This is a genomic window from Roseofilum acuticapitatum BLCC-M154 (genome assembly GCF_030068475.1).
In the GTDB taxonomy this organism is placed as follows: Bacteria; Cyanobacteriota; Cyanobacteriia; order Cyanobacteriales; family Desertifilaceae; genus Roseofilum; species Roseofilum acuticapitatum.
The window spans coordinates 26,248-48,864 of record NZ_JAQOSP010000091.1 but is presented as its reverse complement, the minus strand read 5'-3'; the positions used below and the strand labels follow the sequence as shown (position 1 = coordinate 48,864).

At 43.1% G+C, this 22,617-nt stretch carries 22 protein-coding genes; 6 read left to right on the top strand and 16 right to left on the bottom strand.

Features of this window, described 5'->3' with window-relative positions:
* Nucleotides 1-97 precede the first annotated feature (97 nt).
* Nucleotides 98-346 (top strand): Ycf34 family protein, encoded by a 249-nt coding sequence (locus PMG71_RS13835; RefSeq protein ID WP_283754286.1) that lies wholly within the window; start codon nucleotides 98-100, stop codon nucleotides 344-346.
* An 82-nt stretch (nucleotides 347-428) separates the two neighbouring features.
* Entirely contained in the window at nucleotides 429-2,069 is a 1,641-nt protein-coding gene (locus tag PMG71_RS13830) for a protein kinase domain-containing protein (RefSeq protein ID WP_283754285.1), read from the top strand.
* A gap of 4 nt (nucleotides 2,070-2,073) precedes the next feature.
* Here PMG71_RS13830 and PMG71_RS13825 read toward each other — a convergent pair whose 3' ends face one another.
* A complete protein-coding gene (locus PMG71_RS13825) occupies nucleotides 2,074-2,670 on the bottom strand; it encodes an esterase/lipase family protein (RefSeq protein ID WP_283754284.1) in 597 nt (198 codons plus the stop codon).
* A gap of 106 nt (nucleotides 2,671-2,776) precedes the next feature.
* Here PMG71_RS13825 and PMG71_RS13820 point away from each other — a divergent pair, with 106 nt between their 5' ends.
* The 3 genes from PMG71_RS13820 to PMG71_RS13810 all read left to right on the top strand — a co-directional run bounded on the left by PMG71_RS13820 (nucleotide 2,777) and on the right by PMG71_RS13810 (nucleotide 6,008).
* A complete protein-coding gene (locus PMG71_RS13820; protein WP_283754283.1) occupies nucleotides 2,777-3,112 on the top strand; it encodes a hypothetical protein in 336 nt (111 codons plus the stop codon).
* Nucleotides 3,100-3,315: a DUF2283 domain-containing protein gene (locus tag PMG71_RS13815; protein ID WP_283754282.1), complete on the top strand. Its 216-nt coding sequence runs from the start codon at nucleotides 3,100-3,102 to the stop codon at nucleotides 3,313-3,315. The genes PMG71_RS13820 and PMG71_RS13815 overlap by 13 nt, the downstream gene beginning before the upstream one ends.
* A 275-nt stretch (nucleotides 3,316-3,590) precedes the next feature.
* Entirely contained in the window at nucleotides 3,591-6,008 is a 2,418-nt protein-coding gene (locus tag PMG71_RS13810) for a VIT domain-containing protein (protein WP_283754281.1), read from the top strand.
* 117 nt (nucleotides 6,009-6,125) lie between these two features.
* Here the strand turns inward: PMG71_RS13810 and PMG71_RS13805 are convergent, their stop codons facing one another.
* From PMG71_RS13805 to PMG71_RS13775, 7 genes are all read right to left on the bottom strand, one after another.
* Nucleotides 6,126-10,256 (bottom strand): AAA domain-containing protein, encoded by a 4,131-nt coding sequence (locus PMG71_RS13805; RefSeq protein ID WP_283754280.1) that lies wholly within the window; start codon nucleotides 10,254-10,256, stop codon nucleotides 6,126-6,128.
* A 71-nt stretch (nucleotides 10,257-10,327) separates the two neighbouring features.
* Nucleotides 10,328-10,783 carry a helix-turn-helix transcriptional regulator gene (locus PMG71_RS13800; RefSeq protein ID WP_283754279.1) on the bottom strand — a complete coding sequence of 152 codons (456 nt, stop codon included), beginning with the start codon at nucleotides 10,781-10,783 and terminating at the stop codon, nucleotides 10,328-10,330.
* Between the two features lie 75 nt (nucleotides 10,784-10,858).
* Nucleotides 10,859-11,725 carry a Uma2 family endonuclease gene (locus tag PMG71_RS13795; protein WP_283754278.1) on the bottom strand — a complete coding sequence of 289 codons (867 nt, stop codon included), beginning with the start codon at nucleotides 11,723-11,725 and terminating at the stop codon, nucleotides 10,859-10,861.
* A 244-nt stretch (nucleotides 11,726-11,969) separates the two neighbouring features.
* Nucleotides 11,970-12,116, bottom strand: coding sequence for a hypothetical protein (locus PMG71_RS13790; RefSeq protein ID WP_283754277.1), 147 nt, complete (start codon nucleotides 12,114-12,116; stop codon nucleotides 11,970-11,972).
* A 58-nt stretch (nucleotides 12,117-12,174) separates the two neighbouring features.
* Nucleotides 12,175-12,633 carry a QcrA and Rieske domain-containing protein gene (locus tag PMG71_RS13785; protein WP_283754276.1) on the bottom strand — a complete coding sequence of 153 codons (459 nt, stop codon included), beginning with the start codon at nucleotides 12,631-12,633 and terminating at the stop codon, nucleotides 12,175-12,177.
* 14 nt (nucleotides 12,634-12,647) lie between these two features.
* Entirely contained in the window at nucleotides 12,648-14,336 is a 1,689-nt protein-coding gene (locus tag PMG71_RS13780; protein WP_283754275.1) for a cytochrome c biogenesis protein, read from the bottom strand.
* Between the two features lie 34 nt (nucleotides 14,337-14,370).
* On the bottom strand, nucleotides 14,371-15,795 hold the full coding sequence (locus PMG71_RS13775) for a cytochrome c biogenesis ResB family protein (RefSeq protein ID WP_283754274.1): 1,425 nt from the start codon (nucleotides 15,793-15,795) through the stop codon (nucleotides 14,371-14,373).
* 153 nt (nucleotides 15,796-15,948) lie between these two features.
* Between PMG71_RS13775 and PMG71_RS13770 the strand changes: the two genes are divergently transcribed.
* Nucleotides 15,949-16,875, top strand: coding sequence for a pentapeptide repeat-containing protein (locus tag PMG71_RS13770; protein WP_283754273.1), 927 nt, complete (start codon nucleotides 15,949-15,951; stop codon nucleotides 16,873-16,875).
* Between the two features lie 24 nt (nucleotides 16,876-16,899).
* Here PMG71_RS13770 and PMG71_RS13765 read toward each other — a convergent pair whose 3' ends face one another.
* The 8 genes from PMG71_RS13765 to cysK form a co-directional block, all read right to left on the bottom strand.
* Nucleotides 16,900-17,364: a thioredoxin domain-containing protein gene (locus PMG71_RS13765; RefSeq protein ID WP_283754272.1), complete on the bottom strand. Its 465-nt coding sequence runs from the start codon at nucleotides 17,362-17,364 to the stop codon at nucleotides 16,900-16,902.
* Nucleotides 17,365-17,967 (bottom strand): hypothetical protein, encoded by a 603-nt coding sequence (locus PMG71_RS13760; RefSeq protein ID WP_283754271.1) that lies wholly within the window; start codon nucleotides 17,965-17,967, stop codon nucleotides 17,365-17,367.
* A gap of 103 nt (nucleotides 17,968-18,070) precedes the next feature.
* On the bottom strand, nucleotides 18,071-18,727 hold the full coding sequence (locus PMG71_RS13755; RefSeq protein WP_283754270.1) for a c-type heme family protein: 657 nt from the start codon (nucleotides 18,725-18,727) through the stop codon (nucleotides 18,071-18,073).
* A 30-nt stretch (nucleotides 18,728-18,757) separates the two neighbouring features.
* Nucleotides 18,758-19,543, bottom strand: coding sequence for a cytochrome c3 family protein (locus tag PMG71_RS13750; protein ID WP_283754269.1), 786 nt, complete (start codon nucleotides 19,541-19,543; stop codon nucleotides 18,758-18,760).
* Complete coding sequence (locus PMG71_RS13745; protein WP_283754268.1) at nucleotides 19,540-20,187, bottom strand: cytochrome c3 family protein; 648 nt, start codon at nucleotides 20,185-20,187, stop codon at nucleotides 19,540-19,542. The genes PMG71_RS13750 and PMG71_RS13745 overlap by 4 nt, the downstream gene beginning before the upstream one ends.
* 3 nt (nucleotides 20,188-20,190) lie before the next feature.
* Nucleotides 20,191-20,622: a globin family protein gene (locus PMG71_RS13740; protein ID WP_283754267.1), complete on the bottom strand. Its 432-nt coding sequence runs from the start codon at nucleotides 20,620-20,622 to the stop codon at nucleotides 20,191-20,193.
* 205 nt (nucleotides 20,623-20,827) lie between these two features.
* Entirely contained in the window at nucleotides 20,828-21,508 is a 681-nt protein-coding gene (locus PMG71_RS13735) for a J domain-containing protein (RefSeq protein WP_283754266.1), read from the bottom strand.
* Nucleotides 21,509-21,595: 87 nt separating this feature from the next.
* Entirely contained in the window at nucleotides 21,596-22,534 is a 939-nt protein-coding gene (cysK, locus tag PMG71_RS13730) for a cysteine synthase A (RefSeq protein WP_283754265.1), read from the bottom strand.
* Nucleotides 22,535-22,617: the final 83 nt, after the last annotated feature.

Sequence of the window (22,617 nt, the reverse complement as noted above, 5' to 3'; positions counted from 1 at the left end):
AGAAGGAATAGGTTAGATTAGCAAAAAGGGTGAGGGAAGAGGAGTCTGCTTTATCCTTCTCTTTTTCTATTGTGACGTTTTAGCTTGATGTTGGATTATGTGCATTTGTGTCAATTGCGAATATGTAGACCGTTGCCTTACCTATCATGCCGTGGAAGGTCAACACCAACAACCCCATCTGACGGAAAATCCCGATTTTGAAGCCATCAACCCTGAGATTAATGTCAATATCCGCCATCGGGATCATGAAATTGAGATGGAATGGGATGTCGTCGGATGTGAGAGTTTTAAGCGAGAACAGGGGAAATGGGCAAGGTTGCGCCCAGGGGAGTTGATTCCTACATAATCAGCGCTTTGTCCGGGTAATAGGTAATGGGTAATCTCCCCATTCCCCCATCCCCCCATCTCCCCATCTCCCCGTCTCCACCATGACTTACTGCTTCAATTTAGCCTGTAAAACTCCCCAAAATCCTGATGAGGCCCGATTTTGTCAAAGTTGTGGCTCGAAGTTACTGGCGGGAAATCGCTATCGGGCGCTACATCTCTTGGGTGCAGGGGGTTTTGGCCGGACGTTATTGGCGATTGATGAGCATAAACCGTCACGCCCTTATTGCGTGATTAAGCAGTTTTTACCCCAGCAACAGGGAACCCAGAATAGCAGCAAAGCGGCGGAGTTATTCCGTAGGGAAGCTATCCAGCTAGAGCCATTGGGGGAACATCCGCAGATTCCCCAACTCTATGCTTATTTTACGGAAGGCGATCGCCAATATCTGGTGCAAGAATACATTGACGGCCCCACCTTAAGCCAAGAATTGGAGCAAACTGGAGCCTTTAGCGAGGAGAAAATTAAGCAACTGCTGACGAATTTACTACCTGTGCTGCAATTTATCGGCGATCGCCACATCATTCACCGCGACATTAAACCCGATAACATTATCCGTTGTCAACAAGATGGACAACTCTTTTTAGTCGATTTCGGTGCAGCGAAATATATCCATCTCAGTCCCCAACAACAAACCGGAACCATCATCGGTAGCGCCGCCTATACTGCCCCCGAACAACTGCTGGGTAAAGCCAGCTATAATAGCGATATTTACAGTTTAGGCGTAACTTGCCTTTATTTACTCACCCAAATTCCGCCCTTTGAACTCTTTGACAGTGGTGAAAATAATTGGGTATGGAAAGACTATCTCTCCCAAACCATCGATCCAGAATTAACCCAAATTCTCGATAAAATGATTCATACCGCAACCAAATATCGCTATCAATCTCCCCAGGAAATCCTCACCCAACTTAACCCTTCTGCCTATAGCACCGGATTTTTACCCTTAGAAAAATCTCAATCTAATTCTGAATATGCCCTTGCCATAGCTTCTACCCCCACCAACCAACCCCAAACCACCCTACAAACTTCAGACGTAAAAACAGAAGTCGAAAACGCTTTAAAATCTACCCTAGATCCCTATTGGGTAAAATTAAAAATTTATTGGGGCAAAAAGCATTTTACCTTATTTCTGATTCGCGATGAAGATACTCCAGTTAATTATACTTATCTGGTTAAAAAAATTGAGGAAACGATCGCTAAATTTTCCTTAGATAGCATAAAAACAGTCAAAATTTATGGACGATTAAGTAACAACCAATCACCAGAATGGCAAAATATTCTTAATTTAACTTCACCCTTAGAATTTTTCTGGCTAGATAGAGCTAAACAAAAACTATCCCATTACTCCGATCAAAAGTTTTGGTTATCCCAATTAGAGAAGAAAGAATTTTGGTTAGATCTACTGTTGTTTAGTTTGATCTCTTTTGTCTTTACTGCCAGAATTATACTACTTAGCCCAATTTTGGGTTTTCTAACGGCATTGGGATTTATGTTTGTGCGAAATCTAATGCGCGATCATCCTAAATTTCAAGAAGAACAATGCTTGAAACATTGGGTAGTCATAGGTGGCATATTAGGATTAATTAATATACATATCTTTTTATCAGATACCTTTGCCTTGATCCTGTCTGCTTTTGTGATTGCTTCCCCCATATTCTATATCAAAGGTGTTTTTAAGTCATAAGGGATTAAGAAACCGGACTTCTTTTTAAACCTTCCATCACTAACTTAATGGTACGATCATCGCTTAACATCCAAGGATGAATGAGAACGGGAACAGTGATATTTTTGCCCACCGGAACTTGGGAACTTTTGGCGGGCAAAATCATTAAATCGTTTTTCGTCCAAATGGAGGTAAACTGAATCGAGTTCAATTGCTGGAAATCACGGTTTAAATTTTTTAAAAACTTGCTCTTGGGACGCATTTGCACGCAACCGGGATTTTGGCGCACATAGGCCATTAAACTGCCATGATGGGGAGAAGATAGGGTAATGAAGCGATCGCACCTCTCTAACCCTCCCAAGCGCTGCAAGTAGTACCGGCTAATGATTCCGCCCATACTAAAGGCCACAATATCGAAGCGTGTATCTTGGCTAAAGGCTTGGTCTACATACCCCTTAATCTGTTCGGCCAATCGATCTAAACCCACCTTACCATTATTGGGTACTAAATCCAGAGCATAGGTGAACCATCCTTGACGCTCTAACACCGCAGCCATTTTTGCGAACACTTCTCCGGTATCATCAATGCCATGAATGAGTAAAACAGGATTGCGAGTCGTCATGAAAAAATCCTTAGAGAGAGAAAAGGGAAGTCTTACTAAAAGTGTAACCTGGGCTAATCCCCCTTGCAGTTATGCCATTCTGGGATAAGATTGGGGGGACGTGACAATGAGCGATAATTCTCCTGTGGATGAGCAACTTTTGTTTATAGTCGATACTCCAATTGGCTTTCAAGTTCAAACAACAGTGAGTTACTGGGAATTGATTACTACAATTAAGCATCCGATTATGGAGGGAAGATTAGAAGATGTGAAAGAAACATTGAGTCATCCTGATATTATTCATTTGAGTAAGAGTGATTCCCAAGTTTATTTATTTTATAGAGCCAATGGGGATAGAAGATGGGTCTGTGCAGTCACCAAACGATTAAATGGTAATGGATTTTTGATTACGGCTTATCGTACCAGTGCAATCAAAGAAGGAGAAAAGATATGGCAAAAGTAAAAGTTTTTCACGACACCATTGGCAATACTTTGGTAGTTTGGTTCGATGAACCAGAAGATGAATATGAAGTCGAAGAAACCGGAGATGAAGTGATTTTGATGAAGAATCGAGAAGGTCGAGTGATTGGGTTTGAAAAGTTGAATTTTGTTAGAGGTGATACTGATAGAACTCAGGTTAACTTTGAGGCAATTACGGTTAATTAACTGGGGGTTTGACGCAAGGGGATCGGAAATCCACTGTATAACAGAGTAAACTATTGAGATCTCTGAGCCATTATAAAAAATCCTCAGCCAGAGAAAATCGGAGTGTTACTAAAAGTGTAACCTGGGCTAATCCCCCTTGCAGTTATGCCATTCTGGAACTACAAGAGATCCCCCCTAGCCCCCCTTAAAAAGAGGGGGGAATTTAAAAAGTCCCCCTTTTTAAGGGGGATTTAGGGGGATCAAAATCTATCCTTATAGCAGAAAGAAATACTCTTATGGCTAAACTCACCTATTTTCTCCCCCTATCCTTACTGCTTACCGGATGTCTAAACAGCACTGCACATATTTCCGTTGTTCCTCCTACTTCCCCCAATCCCATGATGCAAGCCGCTAACCCCATGCAGCCCCCCGCCGATTCCCCTGCTAACGGTCTCTGGGTGACCTCAGAAGAGGGTCAAACCCAAGTTTTCCCCTTAAAAAACACTTCGGTGAATGCTACGGTTTCCGGCAATGTTTCCCAGGTGGAAGTGACTCAAACCTTTGAAAATCCGTTTGAAGATCCCTTAGAAGCGGTGTATGTGTTTCCGCTTCCGGATGAGGCGGCGGTGTATGATATGGAGATTAAGTTGGGCGATCGCATCATCAAGGGTAGCATTAAGAAGCGGGAAGAAGCCCAAGAAATCTACGAACAAGCCAGAGCAGAAGGACGCACTGCGGGACTCTTGGAGCAAGAGAGAGCCAACATTTTCACCCAATCTTTAGCCAATATTCGACCAGGGGAAAAAATTGAGGTCACCATTCGCTACACAGACTCCCTCACGTTTGAAGGGGGCAATTATGAGTTTGTGTTTCCCATGGTAGTTGGGCCGCGCTATATTCCCGGTAACTCGATTCAAGGAACGGAAGATACTGACCAAGTGCCTGATGCTTCTCGGATTACGCCCCCGGTACTGAAACCAGGGACGCGATCGGGTCATGATATCCAAGTTTCCGTTAACATTGATGCTGGCGTTCCCATCAGCAATATTAGCTCGACTTCTCATAAAATCTTAGTGCGAACCCAGCGCAATATCACTGAAATTCAACTCTCTCCAGAAGACCAAATTCCCAACAAAGATCTCGTATTGCGCTATCAAGTTTCAGGACAAGAAACCCAAGCTACTATCCTCACCCAAAAAGATCGAAATGGGGGACATTTTGCTGCCTATTTAATTCCCGCTTTAGACTATCAACCCAAGGAAATTATTCCCAAAGATGTGGTTTTTCTGATGGATACTTCCGGTTCCCAGTCGGGCGCACCCATTGCCCAATCTCAAGCCTTGATGCGAGCATTTATTCAGGGTTTAAATCCGGATGATACGTTTACAATTATCGATTTTTCGGATACGGCTCGCCAGTTGTCTGCATCTCCCCTCACGAATACCCCGCAAAACCGTCAGAAGGCGCTCTCCTATATTAATCAACTGAACGCCGAAGGGGGAACCGAGTTAATGAATGGCATCAATGCAGTGATGAACTTTCCCCCACCCCCAGAAGGACGCTTGCGGAGTGTCGTCTTACTCACCGATGGCTATATTGGCAATGACCAGGAAATTATTGCGGCAGTGCAAAAGAATCTGCAACGGGGAAATCGCTTGTATAGCTTTGGTGTGGGCAGTTCCACGAATCGATTTTTGTTGGATAGACTAGCAGAAGTGGGCCGGGGAACGGTGCAAGTGGTACGCCAGGATGAGAACATTGACCCGGTGGTGAAGAAGTTTTTCAGCCAAATTAATAACCCAGTCTTAAGCAATATTGAGGTAACCTGGAGCGGTGCAGGAGAAGCTCCCGAAATTTATCCCCTCGCGCCCCCGGATCTGTTTGCCAGTCAACCGTTGGTGCTGTTCGGACGCAAGGCAGACAGCCAAAATGGGACGTTAAGTATTCGGGGGGGTTCGGCAGGGGGAAAACGCTATGAACAGGTGTTCTCGGTCAATTTTCGGGGGGATAGTGATGCGATCGCCCAACTCTGGGGTAGAGCGAAAATTAAGGATCTGATGACAGCAATGTACGGCGGCGAAACCAAGTCGGGAGTGGATGCAGTGACGCAGACGGCCCTAGATTATCGCCTGCTGTCTGAATATACAGCATTTATCGCCGTGAGTGAGGAAGTGCGCGTTAACCCGAATGGTGAACGAGTGCGGGTAGAAGTGCCGGTAGAATTACCTGATGGCGTGAGTTATGAGGGTATTTTTGGCGAGCCAGAGGATCAGGCAGTGATGCAAAGTGCTGGAACCAGAGGAGCATCCCGTTCTGCATCACCTTTAAGGATGTCAGCACCCATGCCTGCTGCGGCTCCTCCTCCTCCTGCTCCCCTAATGGATAGCATGGAAATGGAGGTTGCTGAGGAAGAGAAGGTAGAGGTAGAGCCACGTATTGAGGTGGTGAAGGCTGAGGGACTGAGTGAGGAGGCGATCGCCGCTTTAACCGAGTACATCCAGTCTATCTCCCTTCCTGACGAGGTTTCCGGCGATCTGACTCTGGAAATCTGGACAAATAATGGGCGCGTCCGTCGGGTGCTTCTAGATGAGGAGAATTCCACCATAGAAGACGAAAATGTGGTTCAAGCAGTGCGATCGGTTTTACTCGGTTGGCCCGTTCCCAGTTCGGTTCAGGGTACAGTATCGGTAACCTTGCGGGTTAATGGGAATTAATTCTCATCTTATCGGGTTTTGCGAACAGGATAGAGACCCAAGATCGGTCAGAATACTGTTCGCGAAATCGATAGATTTAGAATTATTATGCATATTCTCTAGAAAGATTTTGGTATACTATTTGTTATGGGTAAAGACTTGTATCTTATGCCCATTAATTGTGTCTTTAAAAAGAAGATGCGAACAAACATCACGTAATGCTTTCCAAAGAATTGCTTCTTCGTAGTTTTCAAGCTCCCTAGGAATATAATCTAGAAGAGTTTTAGAAACTACAACGATCAAACACTTTTTCACTCTTGAAAAAGCAACATTAGATCGATTTAGACCCAGAATAAACTCCACATTTTTGCCGATAGCTGATGAATTACTGGCTGTGGCAGAAACAATAACATTATCACGTTCACCACCTTGTACCTTCTCTACTGTGTCAATGATATCTACAGCATTTCTATAATCATCTGCTAGTTCTGTTTTCAGTAGCGATCTTTGAGCGCGATGGGGCGTAAGAATTGCAGTAGATCTATTAGGAAGTTCTCCTGCTGCACCAAGAATTGTTTCGATGATTTCTACTTCCAGTGGATTGCTAAGTTTGGATTCACGTTCATCATGCAGAACAAGATAAAGTCCTCCATTTGCCTCTAAAAGATTTTCCCAAGTTCTTGCAGTTTGATCTCCTTGTATATTTTCATTTGTTTTACCTCCTTCTAATTCAATATTGTCTTTTCGATAAAGACGTGCAATAAGTTCACGAATAACCGGTGGTAAACGGAAGCTAAAACTTAAAGCAGAACGTAATATTGATTGATCTGATACTGGAAAATCCGAGTTTTCTTTTAAGTTTTGAATAGCTTGATAAGCACTAACATAAGGTTGATAGAGTAAAACAGGAGGACGATCTTCATTTTCCCAGTCATGGGTAATAATTGGAGCTAGTTGTCTATGATCTCCTGCTAACATAATTTCACCATCTTCTTTAACTAACGTAGCTAACGCTAGAAAGTGAGGAAACACCATCATACTTGCTTCATCAACGATTAGAATAGTTGTTTGAAAACCTTGAGGGTTATCCTTAAAAGGCTTTTTCGTATTTAACTCATGACTCATCTTCAAAATTGCATTCGTTGTTCCTCCGATAACTAACGTTCCAGTTTTACGCATCTTATTGACTTTTCTGACGCAAGATTTAGACGCAAATAATTCAATATTTTTATTTTCAAAAGCTTCAGCATTTTTCTGATCTACTCGACTTAGTTCAATTGATGGCACATTTAAGCTCAAATCAGTAGCATGTTTTTGCAAAATTGGTAAAAGGTTCTCTAAGCGTAAGAGTAAATTATCTACAGATGTATGCGTATGACCGGCAATAAGAACAATATCGCCCGGATGACAACGTGCTAAGATTCTTAGAAAAGTGGCAATCGCAGTAGTTTCTGTTTTCCCAGTTCCTGGTGGCCCTTGCAAAAGTTGAATTCTACTATTGAGTCCGTTAAGAGCTGCTTCAATTTGTTTCTGGTCTAGTTTTTTGCTATTGGCTAAGGGTAACGTCTCAAGTAGATTTCGATATAGTTTTAAATTACTCTCTGAAACAGGAGTTTGTGCAGGAATTTGAGGTTTTTGCGGGGCTAACCATTGACAAACATGATTTCCTCGGCTGTTTTGTAATTTTTGATCGACTTTTCCAGCAACAAAATCTGAGGGACTTTCATCAATAGTGGCAAAAGTATACACATCTTCTTCTCGGTCATAAAAACGACCACGAATTTGGTAGCGATCTCCACCTCTTTTTTGTCTAATAGCCAATACAATACGTCCATTATTCCAATTTATATCTTCTACAACGCATGTACTTCCACCCGCAAAAAGCTGATTGAGGGTTTGACCTTGATGTGGATTATCAGAAGCAGGAGTAACTCTAATAAAAGAACCTACATCAATGGTACAGTTAGCTTGTAACACTTCAGGGGTGATATTGTATCTATCAAGATTAATTTCTGCTGTTAGCTGATTACTTTGAGTTGATCTAACATTTGCAATAGGTATTGTTCGGCCCGAAGAAATACGATAGATGGGTGGGATCAAATGTTTGGCAATCCAATCTGTCACTTTAACATGCTGATCTAAACGTAAAAAATCAATTCCTGCTTGGGCTGCATTGTCTACACCTAAATTAAAATCTGGTAAGTTTGCAATAATTAAAGGTTCTTTGGTGATTTCTCGATTCTTAAAGCGAATCCCCTCTTCAACCCATCTAATAGCATGAGTACGAGCGCGAAAATACTCTCTTAAATAATTAGGCAGTTGTGCTTGATTATAACGCTCAATAGATTTTTTTAATTTTGCTTTATGTTTGAGTTCATTGGGATCGGGAAGTTGTCGCCAATACGCTCGCCAATACGCTGCACTCAGAGAATTAAAGTATCTGAGTCTAACTTCAAACTGATGCTTACGAGGATTGGAAGTTTGTGATGTGGCCCATTGATGATTACCATCTATTTTTAAATTCGTTTTAAAGTCAAATACATCTTGAGAAAAGACCCGATCTAAAATTACAATTTTTCCTGCTATCTTCCGGTGCCAATGATAACGTCTTCCAAACCACTTAAGAGAACTAACAACAGCTAAATCTCGCCCTGTCCATCCAAGAGCATAACGTCGATCAACTTCATCAGATAGACACGAGTAAATCAGTTGATCTAAACTTTCTCGACATCCCAATAACTCTCGTAAATGACTGAGGAGTTGCGAACTAACGCGAGAACAACCTTCAACTAATTGGGTCATTTCTTGACGTGACCAAACATAAAAATGAATGGGAGCTTGTTCTGTTTCAGCAACAGAGGAAATCGCATCTACTAATTCTAATAAAAATCCTTGAATCAGTTCTTTTTCAGAACCATTATCTTCTTTGTAATCTCCCGACCATGGGGATGTCTTAAATTTAATTAAATCCTCTCCTTCAAGTTCTTTTTCTTGGTAAAGAGGCTTATTCTTTTGATCCTGTCCTGAGTCAATATATTCTTTAATGTTAGGATCGGGCTTCCATTTACCAAATTCATCTTGCTTAAACTTGGGATCTAACTTACCTTCACTTTTAGTGACATGAGCAGCTAATGCACCTATTCTATTTTCAACGTAATCATATTCAACAGAAAGATAGACACGAATTAAACGTTCTCCATCAATTATATATTCTGGAAGTTGACTTTTACCTGAATAATTGAGTTGCTCTACTTGATAATCATCCGGATCTAAATCTCCATCAGGAAGAGTCCGTCTACGAGTTCTCGCTTTTACTTGAAGCAGATCTAAACTTTCTGTAAAGCTGATATCTTGCTGGAGTTGTCTAGCTTGATTTCCTTGTAAATCCATTTCAGCTAAATCATCAATATTGTTAATCCCTACTTGATTTAATGACTTTACTGTTGATGCATCTATCCCCAGTAATTCTAAACGTCGTTGCCTTGCACTCTCCGATAAACAATGGACACTCAATGTACAATCACTACACTTTTCATCTAATTGATAGTCTAAATTACTTAAATTAGTTTCAATAATGTATTTGAGTATACCATCTGAGGAAACCAGACGATTAATGTCAGCTTCAATCGTATCTAAATTTATACAATTGGCTTGAATAATATCTTGATTTTTGTTGGTATTTTCATCGATGCGAACAACCACACATTCAATATTTTCATCTTTAAGCTCTATGCCATTAATAACAATGGGGTAATTTTTGATTGATTTACAGATCATCATTCGATACAAAGCCACTTGTATGTGATGATAAGTTCTATCTTTTCGAGATGCTTTACATTCAACTAACCTAATTTTAGGGCAATTGTTTTCCCATAAAACAAGGACAAAATCAATTTTACAACTAATATAAAAATCTCCTAGTGTTCCCTTGATAGAAATTTCTCGTCCGTAAGCATTTTGATTGACTGACAAAGTATTTAAAGATTCAACAAAATCACTCCATGTTCTTGATTGATCTAACTCTGATTGATGAGTGGTGTCAATTAAATTTACCAATCCTTGTTGCTTAAGTGAAGATTCCCAGTCATTCTCTCTGTTTTTACCTTCTGCTTCTAGCACAGGATCTAAAGAAGTCGCAAAAATCAATTGGTTAAAAGGAATCTCTTTTGCAAGTTTATAGTTATCAAACTTTAACTTAAACCGGCGATCGCAGGATTGATATCGAACATATTCACTTATGTCAGTAGCATTGATTGAGTAATTTGACATAATCTTAACCTCTAGCTCTACATGACTTTACTTCAAAGCTATAGCTGTAGTTACTGACTATACACTAAATTTCACATTTCCCGCAGATCAACCCGATCATCCCCCAGGATTCTACTTGAAGAGTCTCGTAATTGTTCCGCAATGTGACGTGCTTCTAGACGGTTCACACCTAAAAACTGAGCAAATTTTCCTTCAGTGATTAAACCCCGATCTAGCGCTCTCAAAGCCAAGACAGCTTGTTCTTCCTGGCTACGGTGATAGAGTGCCCCAAATGTTCCTTCTAAGGCTTCGACAACAGAGTGTGGAGATACCAAATTACTGACAGAACGCCCATAGGCACGAGCGAGTTTAATCAATTCAGCCGCTTTCAAGCGCCGAGTACCATTTTCGATCGCCACTAGGGTAGTGCGCGAAACCTCAAGCACCTGAGCCGCATCTGCTTGAGTCATGCCTCGCTGTTCTCGTGCTTGTTTGAGAGATGTCCCTAATTGTTGGCGATCGATTGTGTCCAGGATGTTCGCAGCCATAATGCCCTCTCATTGACTATTTGTTACAAACTATTGCCTGTTGGCGATCGCTCAAAAACAGACACAAAGATGGGTTTAGCCTTGTCCCCACTGACGAACTTCCTCAACAGAGAGTCCCAAGATTTCAGCCACTTGTTCGCTACTCATCCCCATACTCAAAAGCCGAGGAATGGCTGCTTTCTGGGCTTGTTCGGCAGCATTTGCTCGTTGATTAGCTCTGTCAGCTTCTTGCTGGGCAAGGTTGGCTCGTTGGTTAGCCCTCTCAGCCTCTTCCTCTGGTGTGGGTATCCAATTTCCCTGGGCATCATACCAGCGTAACCATTGTCGCTCTAATCCATGGTATTTTCCCAACCATAATCCCAGTCCTAATTCTAATTCTGGAAACCAGAATCTCGATTCAGTCAATTCTTGCTCTTGATAGCGATTTCCTTGCAGTTGAAATACTTGCAACTGGTCTCGATAACGGTCAAAAACAATATAGTAAGGAATACCGAGAATTTGCTCGTAAACTTCCCATTTGGTTGGCTGTTTGCCCCGTCGCTCAGTTTTTCCTAAGTCTTCATTGCGGGTTCCTGGGGAGAGTAGCTCCATCATAACGATCGGTGGCACTTCTTCTTGCCAGAATACATAACTTAACCGAGGTTCGGTTTCGTTGTACAGGTGAGGCACTCCCACGACAGCATACCAATCCGGTCGCTTGTACCATAGGGTATGTTCGGGGTCATAGTAGAGGTTTAAGTCACCAGCAACGAGGATTTGTTCGGGGGGATAGGTTGGGGGATGAAATGTGGCGCTACAGAGTTCGGCTTGCCACAGATGATACAGGTCAGGCAATCCAGAATCTCCTATTTCTTCACTGGGTAAATCGTACATGGTGGGCAGGGTTTCTTTTTCGGGGAAGGGAGGAGAAACCCGTTTGAAAACTGTTTCGGTGGGAGACATGGCAATGGAGTATTAGGTTGGGTACTTGTATTGTAACAATGCTCTCTCATTTACCATTGCAGATCGTCATATAAATCAGCCAAAGAAATCTCACAAGGTAGATAAGTTAAGTTGACTGAATCTTCTCTAGTTTTGTAGTCAGAAAATACCCATTGATTGATATCAAGTTCGCTTATTCATGTCCGCGAAGCGGAAATACCCTAATTAAAAAGCCAGGGAGCAAGATGCTCCCACTCCAGTCATATCAAAGAATTCGAGGAGTGCGGGCATCTTGCCCGCTTCTTAACAAATTCACCGGACTTGATATGACTTGTGTTTTGTAATAATGCTCAACCTTAATTTGATATTGATCGATTAACAAATACTTCGGTAACGAATTCGCAGATTTCATCCGAGTCGAGTCCTGACCCTGGCAAGGGTCGTCTACAGCTAAAGTATAGAGGCTGTATCTACTGAGTTTTGACTAAAATGAGGTCTCCTTCCTCTTTGACTTCAAAGAGGGGTAAGGGTTTTTCCGCAGGAGGGGATAAAACTGCACCATCTAAACCAAATTGGGAACCGTGACAAGGACAGTCAAATAAATTTTCATCGGCAGACAGTTCGACGGTGCAACCTTGATGGGTACACATGGGATTGAGGGCGACTATGGCTTGGGTTTCGGGATGACGGAAGATGAGGACGGGTTTGGGGGCATTGCGTCGGTCTACAATGGTTCCTTCGGCTTGGAGTTGAGGAATTGTACCGAGGGCTTGAAACCCGTCTTCGCGCATGGAGGTATCTATTTGGGGGGTCTCGTCGCTAGGGGGAGTTGGGGGGGTGTCCCCAGACTCACAACCGGAGAGGGTGGGAGGAAGGACGCTCACGAGTGCGCCAAGGGTCATCCAACTGATAAAGTAACGACGTTCCATAGTAGGTGGGGGTTTTAGGATAGGGCTGGAGATTGGGATTGGTTTTTGAGGGTTTGTTGACGCAGGAATACGACTAATACAAACAGCATATCTAGGCTGATTAAGCTACCGATGATTAGCTCTGAGCCTCCGGTACTGAAGCCGTAGCTGTGTAATCCGGTTCCGAGGACAAAGTTTACGCCATACCAGGCCATGAGAATAGCATTAAAGCTGATGACACTGGCGATCGCCATGCCAAAGTTGCCGAGCCAACCGGCTAATCGACCATGTAGGGGCACAATGTAGCACATGAGGGCGATTAATGCCCAGGTTTCTTTGGGGTCCCATCCCCAAAATCGTCCCCAGGAGAAGTGGGCCCAAATGCCACCGAGGATGATACCAGTTGTTAAAAATAGTACGCCGACTTGGAGGATAGAATAGTTCCAGCGCGAGAGTTTGTTGATAAAGTCTTTGTTGGTGGGCTTGAATAGATAAGCCCCCAACAACAGATGACCGAAACCAAAGGCGAGGGCAAAGCTGGCGTAACCGAGGGTGATGGTGGGCACATGGACACTGAGCCAAAAGTTATCGCGCAATACAGGGACGAGGGGTTTAATGCTGGGATCGAGGACGGCTGGGAGGCGATCGCCTAATACCAAACACAAGACAGACAAGGGAGCGGCCGCTAACAGGTAATATTTCGCACGATGCATAAACTCAAAGGTAACGGCGATCGCCGCTATACCCAAACTCACCCAAATCACCGACTCATACATATTCGTTACTGGGGGGCGTTCTGCAATTTGCATCCGCTCCCAAAACCCATATCCATGCACCGCTAACCCACTACAAAATAACCCTAATGCTACCCAATAGGCTTGTAACTTTTCCCATCTAAGGGTAACCCACATCACCAGAAATCCTAAACCATACAAAACCCAGGCTTGGGTAAACCAATGCAGCGCATAAAAACGGACTTCTCGCGTTAATTTTTCTCCAGAAGGATAGACTTCAGGACTTAAGGCTACCAGTTGTTTTTTCAGTTCTAAAACTTGAGAATTTAAATCAGAAGTTAGCCCAATTTGCACCCCTTGTTTAACTTCGCCATAGATTACTTGTAGGGTCTCCACTTGTTCCGGTGCATAATATTCAGAAGCCTGAACTATTCCCACCCATTTCCCTTTTGGATCGCTCGGATGGGGAACAAGCGGTAACTGCGTACTACTCACGGTCTCTAACATTAAGGCTAAACGGTCTTCTAGGGTTAGCGCTTCCCGTTGATCTCGCGTTAAATCCATATCTTCGGCTTGAGCTTCATGGGCTTGTAAAACAAACGAACCCAACGGAGAAGAGACCAATTCAACAAAGGAAAAATAGTTCTGTTCTGGATTGAGTCCTAGTTCAGTTTTTAAGGGACGATAATTGAACAGAATAAATGGTTCTTCATTCCAGTCTCGGTTATTGAACAATAGGGAAAGATAGGTATCGAGATAATCAAGCTTTTCTCCGGTTAAGGGTTGATAATCTAAACTGCCGTGGATTTGAGTTACTGTTTCTCTGGCAACTGTATCTAGGGGCTTTTTGCGTCCATCAAGTTGTACAGCTAGGGTTTTAAGGGCATCATTATGGGTGTCTGGACTAGAGATTATCCCTTGCACTGCGGGGAAGAAGCAGAGGAGAAGCCCTAATGTTAAAGCGATGAAAAATTTAATCAGATTGCTCATGGGAAAGGGATTTAAAAACATAGATTTCGATGTGCTAATTTTCTACTAAATTGTTTTCTCCTAAACTAACGGCTGGTGATGGGTAACGGCTGAGTATTTTCTGAATAGTTTTACCGTAGAACATTGTCCCAATGCCGACAACCACAAGGGCGGAACCTGTCCAGGTGAGTAGGGTTATCCACAGGGGTTCGCGTTTCACTTGTAGGGTGGATTGGCGTAAATCTCCGGGATTCCACGAGGCTTGGGCGATTTTCCATCCCTGATACCAGGTGGGGTGGTTCATCCAAACGGTGCGATCGCTGCTAACCTGCTGATGATAGTCTTGAATTTGGATTTTGCTCGTCCACATGGCAACACTATCGGAACCTTCGTTGCGCTCTACGATAAAGTCTTGCAAGGCAATTTGAAAGGGAAGAGAAAAGAGCTTAGGGGTAAAAGCGGCTAGAATTTCCCCATCCGGTGTAGGGATAGCGGTGGGTTCTCCCCAAGGAAGCCATTGTTGAGTCCCGGTTTCGGTTTCCACCAAGATAGCGGGACTTCCTTGCAGCGTGCGATCGCCAACGGGTACAATTTGACGGTCAATCTGAGCATGGGTAAGTTGCTCTTCTAGAGTCATCTCAAAGTCTGCCCAACCCAGTGAAATCGGCTGATGTGCCATCAGGATACCCGATTGAAAGCCTTGAGCAGAATGAGTTGCATAATAGAGTTTACCCGATGAAGTGGCGATCGCCTCAAAATAATTCCTCCCTAAATCTTTTCCCAATTCTGCAATTTTCTCCTGCGCTTCCTCCTCACTCTCCACCACCATCAGCCCCAACTCAGCCGGCCCCAAACTTACCCTACGATAAGATAACGGTGCAAAAGCCAACCATTGCTCCACATCTTGCCCCATCCGCTCGCTACTTAACCGCAACCGTAAAGCTAAATTCGCAACCTTTCCCCCATCCTCAAAACTCACCGTTTTTACCGTATTCTCCGCATAACCTAACAGAGAAACTCCCAGAACCGAAGACGGAGAAATCGAGCCATCCGGACGAATAAAAATATCCCTTTGTTCGCGCTCCCCTTCAGGAGTCATCACCTCCAATAAATCTCCCTCAACGCGAATCTGATAATTACCCACTTCATCTTCCCGTAACGGTAACATTCCCTCCAAGCTCAGGTGAATCACTCCCGCCGAACCCATAATAATCAAAACCAATCCAATATGAGTTAAAGCAAACCCCACTTTACGAGAGCCTCGCCAAGGATAGCGCGTCAGAGCCGAAATCGATAAATTCACCGCCAGCAAGAACATCAACATTCCAAACCAAGGACTTTTATAAATTAGATGTTGCACCACACTTGAGCCAACTTGAGCTTCATAAATTGTAGCTCCAACTAAAATAGCAGCAATACTCCCTAGAAGAGGAACTGCAAATTGGATTGAACCGAAGAACCGGATCAAAGGCATATTCATTGTCAAATACTTTAAAGATTATCAAATCATTTTCTTGCTCTCTACTGTACTCCCTTGAGCAGGTCGGGTTGTATTCAGGATGACAAAAGTAGCGCGAAGGGTCAATTAAGCGATAAGCTAGAACTTAAGTTTTTTCACATATTCCCTTAATTTATGAGTTTATTCACAGCCGAAGAAGTCGTCAGCCAACTCCAGCAAGGAGAATCTTTTGTAGGTGCTGAATTGAGCCGCATTAATCTAGAGGGTTGTATTCTTGATGAAGGTGATTTTAGTCAAGCCTATCTCCGAGGAGCAAACCTATCTAGGGCCTTTTGTCAAGGAACCAATTTTTCTCAAGCCAACTTGATGTTAGCCAATTTGACCGAAAGTAATTTAGTTTGTGCTAACTTATCCCATGCCGAACTCAATAGAGCCTGTTTAGAGCGTGCAAATTGTCGATCTCTTGACGCTCGTTACACCAAACTTTATGGTGCAACCTTAGATTATATCAATGCTATTGAGGCTAATTTTCATAAGTCAGACATGAGGGAGATTAAAGCCCAGAAAGCAAATTTTGGTTCTGCTGATTTCAGCCAAGCTAATCTCAGTCATACCCAATTAATTCATTGTAAACTGACCTCAACAGTATTTGAATCGGCTCTTTTAGAACAAGCAGATTTGAGTCAAAGCCTTTTGGAAAACACAAATTTAGAAAAAGCCAATTTACACCGGTCTATCTTTTTAAGTACCCAGGTCAAAAACTCTGATTTTGCATCTGCTAATTTATCTGAAGTTGATTTTCGTTCTGTTCAGCTTGAACAGACAGAGATTGTCGGTGCAAAATGTATTAATGCGTCGTTTACGGATAGTATTTTGGAATATTGTTCATTTTTATCGACAGATCTAGAATCTGCATTGTTCGATGGAGTAAAATTGGTAGAAACCAGTTTCCAAGATGCTAATTTAGAACGGACAATTTGGAAAGATGTTGAGTTCATTAATTGTCAGGTGATGGGAGCAACATTTACTGATGCTCAAGGGTTAACCGATTCCCAAAAAGATTGGCTCAGACATCATGGAGCATTGAATGTTCCCCATTAATGGATAATATTAAATCCCCATTCCCTATTCCCTATGATCGGATTGTAGGGCTATAACTTGCTCAAGCAGTATAGATTGAGGGATTTTGCCCATTAGGTTATTCTGCCAGACATTTTCAGCATCTAAAAAAGTGAATTGGGGGACAGCTTGCACCTGATATTGTTCAATAGTATCTGTGTATTCTGGATTATCGATATTAATCATAACCCAGTTAATTTGCTTATCATACTCTTGCTCAATTTTGTGAACCGCAGGAGCCATAGATTGACAAGTAGTACACCAATTGGCATAAAACTCAATGACTGTAGGCAAACTATTTTCTATCGCCAAAGAATAGGAAACAGCAGCTTGGACGCTAACTTTAAGTTGCTGCAAACCCGTTAAACTAGAGGAGAGTACGGGAGGAGATTTAGGAAACAGAAATAAACAGGCAATCGCGCCAATGAAGAGTAATCCTAAACTAATTTTTGTGATTTTATGGAGCTGCATTTATTGATAATAATAGGCAATGATAATGTGGAAAACTAGCATAACTAAAAACATGCTAACTAAAATCATATGGCTATTGAGCCATATTCCTCTAAGGTTACGAATTAAAACACCTTTAGAAATTCCTGGATTCTCACTAGCGGGGGATAAACTGAATCGGAAATAGCGCTGGGAAGATTCTAAAATGCCAGTTTCAGCCACTACACCGACTAATGCAGATAAGGTAACTAAGAAAAAGACCCATAGAAAAATAGCATTAAAGTTAAAACCGCGTACACCTACGGTATGGATAAAGGTGCTGCCAACTAGGGCGATTCCTAGAAAAATATGTAAGCTTCTCCAAAGCTGAAGACTGCCGGGGACTTTGACTTTTACTTTCCAACTTCTACCCCGTTTGCGAATGGTTAATACCATTTCTAATAGGACAAAAATAAGGGATAAATATCCTGTGATTTGCTTATATAGTTCACTTTGAAAGGTTAAATACAGATCGAAATCATTTAAGCGTAGAACAGGGATATAGTTGGGACTAAATACAAAAGGGGTGAGTAGAACAGCACAAACGACTGTTAAAATAATGAGGGTGGAAAACTTGGGTTTCATGGTATAGCTAGTCGCTGTATATTTACAAAGTAGGGGTGAACGGCTGTTCGCCCCTACGCCATGTCCTAACTATTATTGGGAATGACTATTGAGTATGATTTGATTAGGTTCCTTCGATGGGTAAGTTAATCACAACACCGCCCATAACATCTCCCAATTCAAAGATTTTATCGGGATAGCGTTCTTTATGGATGGGGTGCTGATTATGACAGGTGACACAGGCTTCGGCGATCGCCTTATCGGGATAAATAGCCGAGTAATATTCTTGACCAGCAATTTCCCGATAATCTTTATAGGGTTCTCCCGTATCAATAACGGTTTGCATCCCCACCTCTTCAAACTCTCCTCTAGGAGCTTGTGCATCATTAATATTCCAAGGTGAAATTAAACCATACGTGAATGTACCTTGTTCAGAGGCTAGTTCTGCCCCTAAACGGAACATTTGCGCGGGTAAAGGAATACCATTGGCATCTTGCCAAGCTTCCGTTGCTTCTGCGGGGACTACTCCGTTGGGTTTTTCTTGCCCTTCTAAGGTTTTCAATCGATTCACCACATGCTTAGTATAGGCAGTACGATCGGATTCAGCGACGGCATGGATATAATCAACCACGAGAGCAGGATCGATACCACTGGTTTGAGTCGAGCTACTGGTATTTCCTCCAGCACAAGAAACAGCAGTTAAACAAATAGCTGTGGCTAAAACAAATAAGCTGATGGTTTTCAGTTTCAGTGAACGTATCCAAGTTCGGAGGATAGACATAAGGGGTTTTCCTGTAGGTGAACAGATCTGTTATTCAGAGTCTGAAGCGGTTCGCTGTTTTTCTAGCGCTCTAACCAACTTCAGAGTCTCTAAATCTTGCTGAGGGGGATGGTGAAAGTTGCCCTCAATTAAGTCATCGTCAAAGATGCTGTTGTAGGAATATTCCAAACCGTGGCAATTCATGCAAACCTCTTTCACCATGCGATCGCGTGGAAGCAGGTTATAAGTGTTATTGTGATTGACAAACACGGAATTGGTATTCTCATTGACTGTGCGGGGTAAATGGCAGGTTGCACAAGTCACCAGATCGGGACTGGGGCGAGGCAGTCTGACGGATGCAGCAAACTGAGAACCATGTTTTGAATCCCAATAATTGAGAGAATGGGCATCATTATGGCATTGCAAACAGGAATCTACGGAAGCCTTAAAAGTGTCAAGTTGATGGACATCATGGCAAGTATTGCACCCCATAGAGGTATCAAAAGCCGAGTCTTTCATCGGTAAGTGTGCCATCTTAGGAGTTAAAGGGGAAAGTCCTTCCGCCGTGCGAATCCCATGTTTACCGAGTAGAAAGGTATCAACCTGTTGCTGATGACAACTTTGGCAACTTTCGTGGTTAGGACGCACCACCAAGGTTTTGGTTTTAGAGTCTTCATGACAGGTGGAACAGTTCACATCCGCCAGAGCATGGACACTCTGTTCCCACTGCTGAGTAATTTCTGTTACTCGCTCGGCGGAAATCGGGGAGGCGATCGCCCCATGACTCCAGAACATCAGCACCAAGCAGAGAATCGAAACGATTACTTTTCTGCTCATGTTTCACCCTCCAGAAACGCTTCACCTAAATCGGGTTTAGGAGGTTTACTTTCAGTTAGGGTTACCTCTAAATTCGGCATTTCTGGCTTCGGCAATAGGATCGGCTGATTTAAATTTTCCCGTAAAAAACCCGTCGAAATTGACCGATGATCGTGATAGTTATGGCATCCGGCTGTCCAGCAGCCATCCGGCTCAAACCCCTTATGACTGGGAATATCGCCAGCAATTACCCCTTCATGACAAGCCATACATAAATCCGGTTTTAGGTGAACCCCGCGACCAAACATATGAACATGCTCTTCATGACAAGCTGTACAAGTCAAAACATCTAAATTACTCAGATATTCCGCCCAACGGGGATCGCGAAACTTTTTTGAGCCATGAGCATCACTCACTAACTCCGCTTCATGACAGCGCGTACAGGTTTCATTGCTCACCGGTTTAAACCCATCATGACAGGAACTACAGGAGGCTTCGATTAAAGTATGTCCGTCTGATGTAACTCCTGGCAGAAAGATTTGACGCTGATCTAAGGCAAACGCAGCAATTCCCCAAATTAATAGCAAAACCACCACTGCAATGATAGCTGTCTTGACTTGAAAAAGATTTTTCAACAGAGGAAATCGCTGCAAATTGCTGGTCATGACCTAAGAAAGTTGGGTTTCTGCTTTGTCGTAATCTGCGCCTGAGAGCATCAGTTCGGTAATGGCTTGATAGGCATCAATCCAAGCTTGTTTAACTTCAGGAGTCCACTGATCTCCTAAGTATTGTTCAAAGGTTTTTAAGAGTGCAGAACCCACGATGGGATAATGAACAGGAAGGGCCCCATATTTAACATGACGTGCCCCTAGTCCTTTGAGGGCACTACTTAACTCTTCTGGCTTTCTCAAGTTCTCTACTGTGAACACCAAAGACTGCAAAAGCATTTGCTTTTGTTTTTTCATATCCGTATGCTCAAATAGGGGTTTGGCCTCCGGGTTATCCGCGAACATATTTGCGTAAAAACTCTCTACAAATTCATTGGCTTCCGGCTTAACCTTCTCAAAGCTTTGTTCCAACAGTTCAACTTTTAGTGACATTTTTTGCCTCTCCTTATCCTGTCTCGGTAATAAAATATTTAAGTTTTTTCTTGTCCGAGATATAACTTCTGTATATCCAGAAGTTTAAGGATATTCTGTAATATAAAACACAAAAAAATAAAGATTTTACGATTAATGCATTGTTTTTATGTAAAAAATACATAAACAAGGTTTTTTAGGGTATTGGCGATGAAAAAACGATTGATTAAGCATCAGCATAAACCTCTTGTAGAGCTTCTTGGGCTTCTTGACGCAATCCACGGGCAATCCGGAACAGTTCTAGACCCGTATGTAAATAATGTTCGTCATAATTTTGAGGAAACCAAGAGAATTCATCGAGACCATCACTGACTTGGTTGAGACAATAATAGAGATGGGCGGCAATGCTGGCAACGGGCCCAGGATTGGGGAGAGAACGAAACCGCACTTGGGCTTCGTCTAATAAGGAGCGACAATTGTCTAAATAGATTTGGAAATTTTCGAGCAATTGATCGTCAAAGGGATCGGCAGAAAGGTCATCAATTTCTGTTTCGATGGAGTCGAGAATTTCGATTAAGGAAGCATTGACGGGATGATAAACTCTTGAGAGCCATTGTTGCCAATGTCGATCGGGATCTAAAGGTTTTTGGGGGGAACGAGTCGGAGATTTGGTGGATTTGGGGCGATCGCTCCTTTGGGCATAGGGGAACTTTTCGCGATCGTAGACTCGGCGACGATGGACATCGCTGAGGGTTTCATAGGCCAGATTAATCGCCACCATCCGGTCAGCACTACCCACTTCAGGATTGAGATCCGGATGATGAAGTTTGACCAAACGGCGATAGGCTTGGCGAATTTCCTCCGCCGTTGCTCTTGGCTCAATTTCTAGGGTCTGATAGTAATTCACATCTGAACCATTAAAAATTAAAAATTAAAAATTCTGGTAAAGAGCCATCCCCCCATCTCCCCATCCCCCCATCCCCCTATCCTGAACTTATACTGGGTCTTGGAATAAGGGGGTACTCAGATAGCGCTCGCCAAAACTCGGTTGAATCACCACAATTAATTTACCCTCATTTTCTGGACGCTTGCCCACTTGAATGGCGGCGCAAACCGCGGCCCCACTAGAAATTCCAGAGAGTAAGCCCTCTTCCTTCGCTAAACGCCGACCATAGGCGATCGCCTCCTCATCAGAAACGGTCACCACTTCATCAATTAAATCGACCTTCAAAACCTCTGGTACAAAGCCAGCCCCAATCCCCTGAATTTTATGGGGCCCCGGTTGGCCACCCGATAATACAGGAGAAGTAACCGGTTCCACGGCGATCGCCTTAACCTTCTCATTTCTCTTCTTCAGCACCTCTGCCACTCCCGTAATTGTCCCCCCAGTGCCCACACCCGAAACAATCATATCTACCTGGCCATCCGTATCAGCCCAAATTTCTTCAGCCGTAGTTTTGCGGTGAATCTGGGGATTGGCTGGATTTTGAAACTGCTGCAACATATACGCATTGGGGGTTTCTTCCACCACTTCCATGGCTCGGCGAATACATCCCCCCATACCCTCCGAACCCGGAGTCAGAATTAACTCAGCCCCATAAGCCTTGAGCATTGCTCGCCGTTCTGAACTCATCGTTTCTGGCATTAACAAGATTAACCGATAGCCTCGCGCAGCAGCCACCATCGCCAAAGCAATTCCCGTATTGCCAGAAGTCGGTTCCACCAATACGGTTTTTTCTGGCGAAATTAACCCCTCTTTTTCGGCCGCATCAATCATATTGACCCCAATTCGGTCTTTGACTGAGGACGCTGGGTTCATGCTTTCGAGCTTAACCACAATTCGGGCTACACAGCCTTCTGCTTGCGGGATGCGGTTAAGCTGAACTAAGGGAGTATGGCCGACCAATTTGGTGATATCTTGTGCGATTTTCATGTTGAACGGGTAAAACAATTCAATAGAGAACTGTTGCCCATTGTCCCAAAGCCTATGGACAACCGGCAAGTTTTAAGTCATCA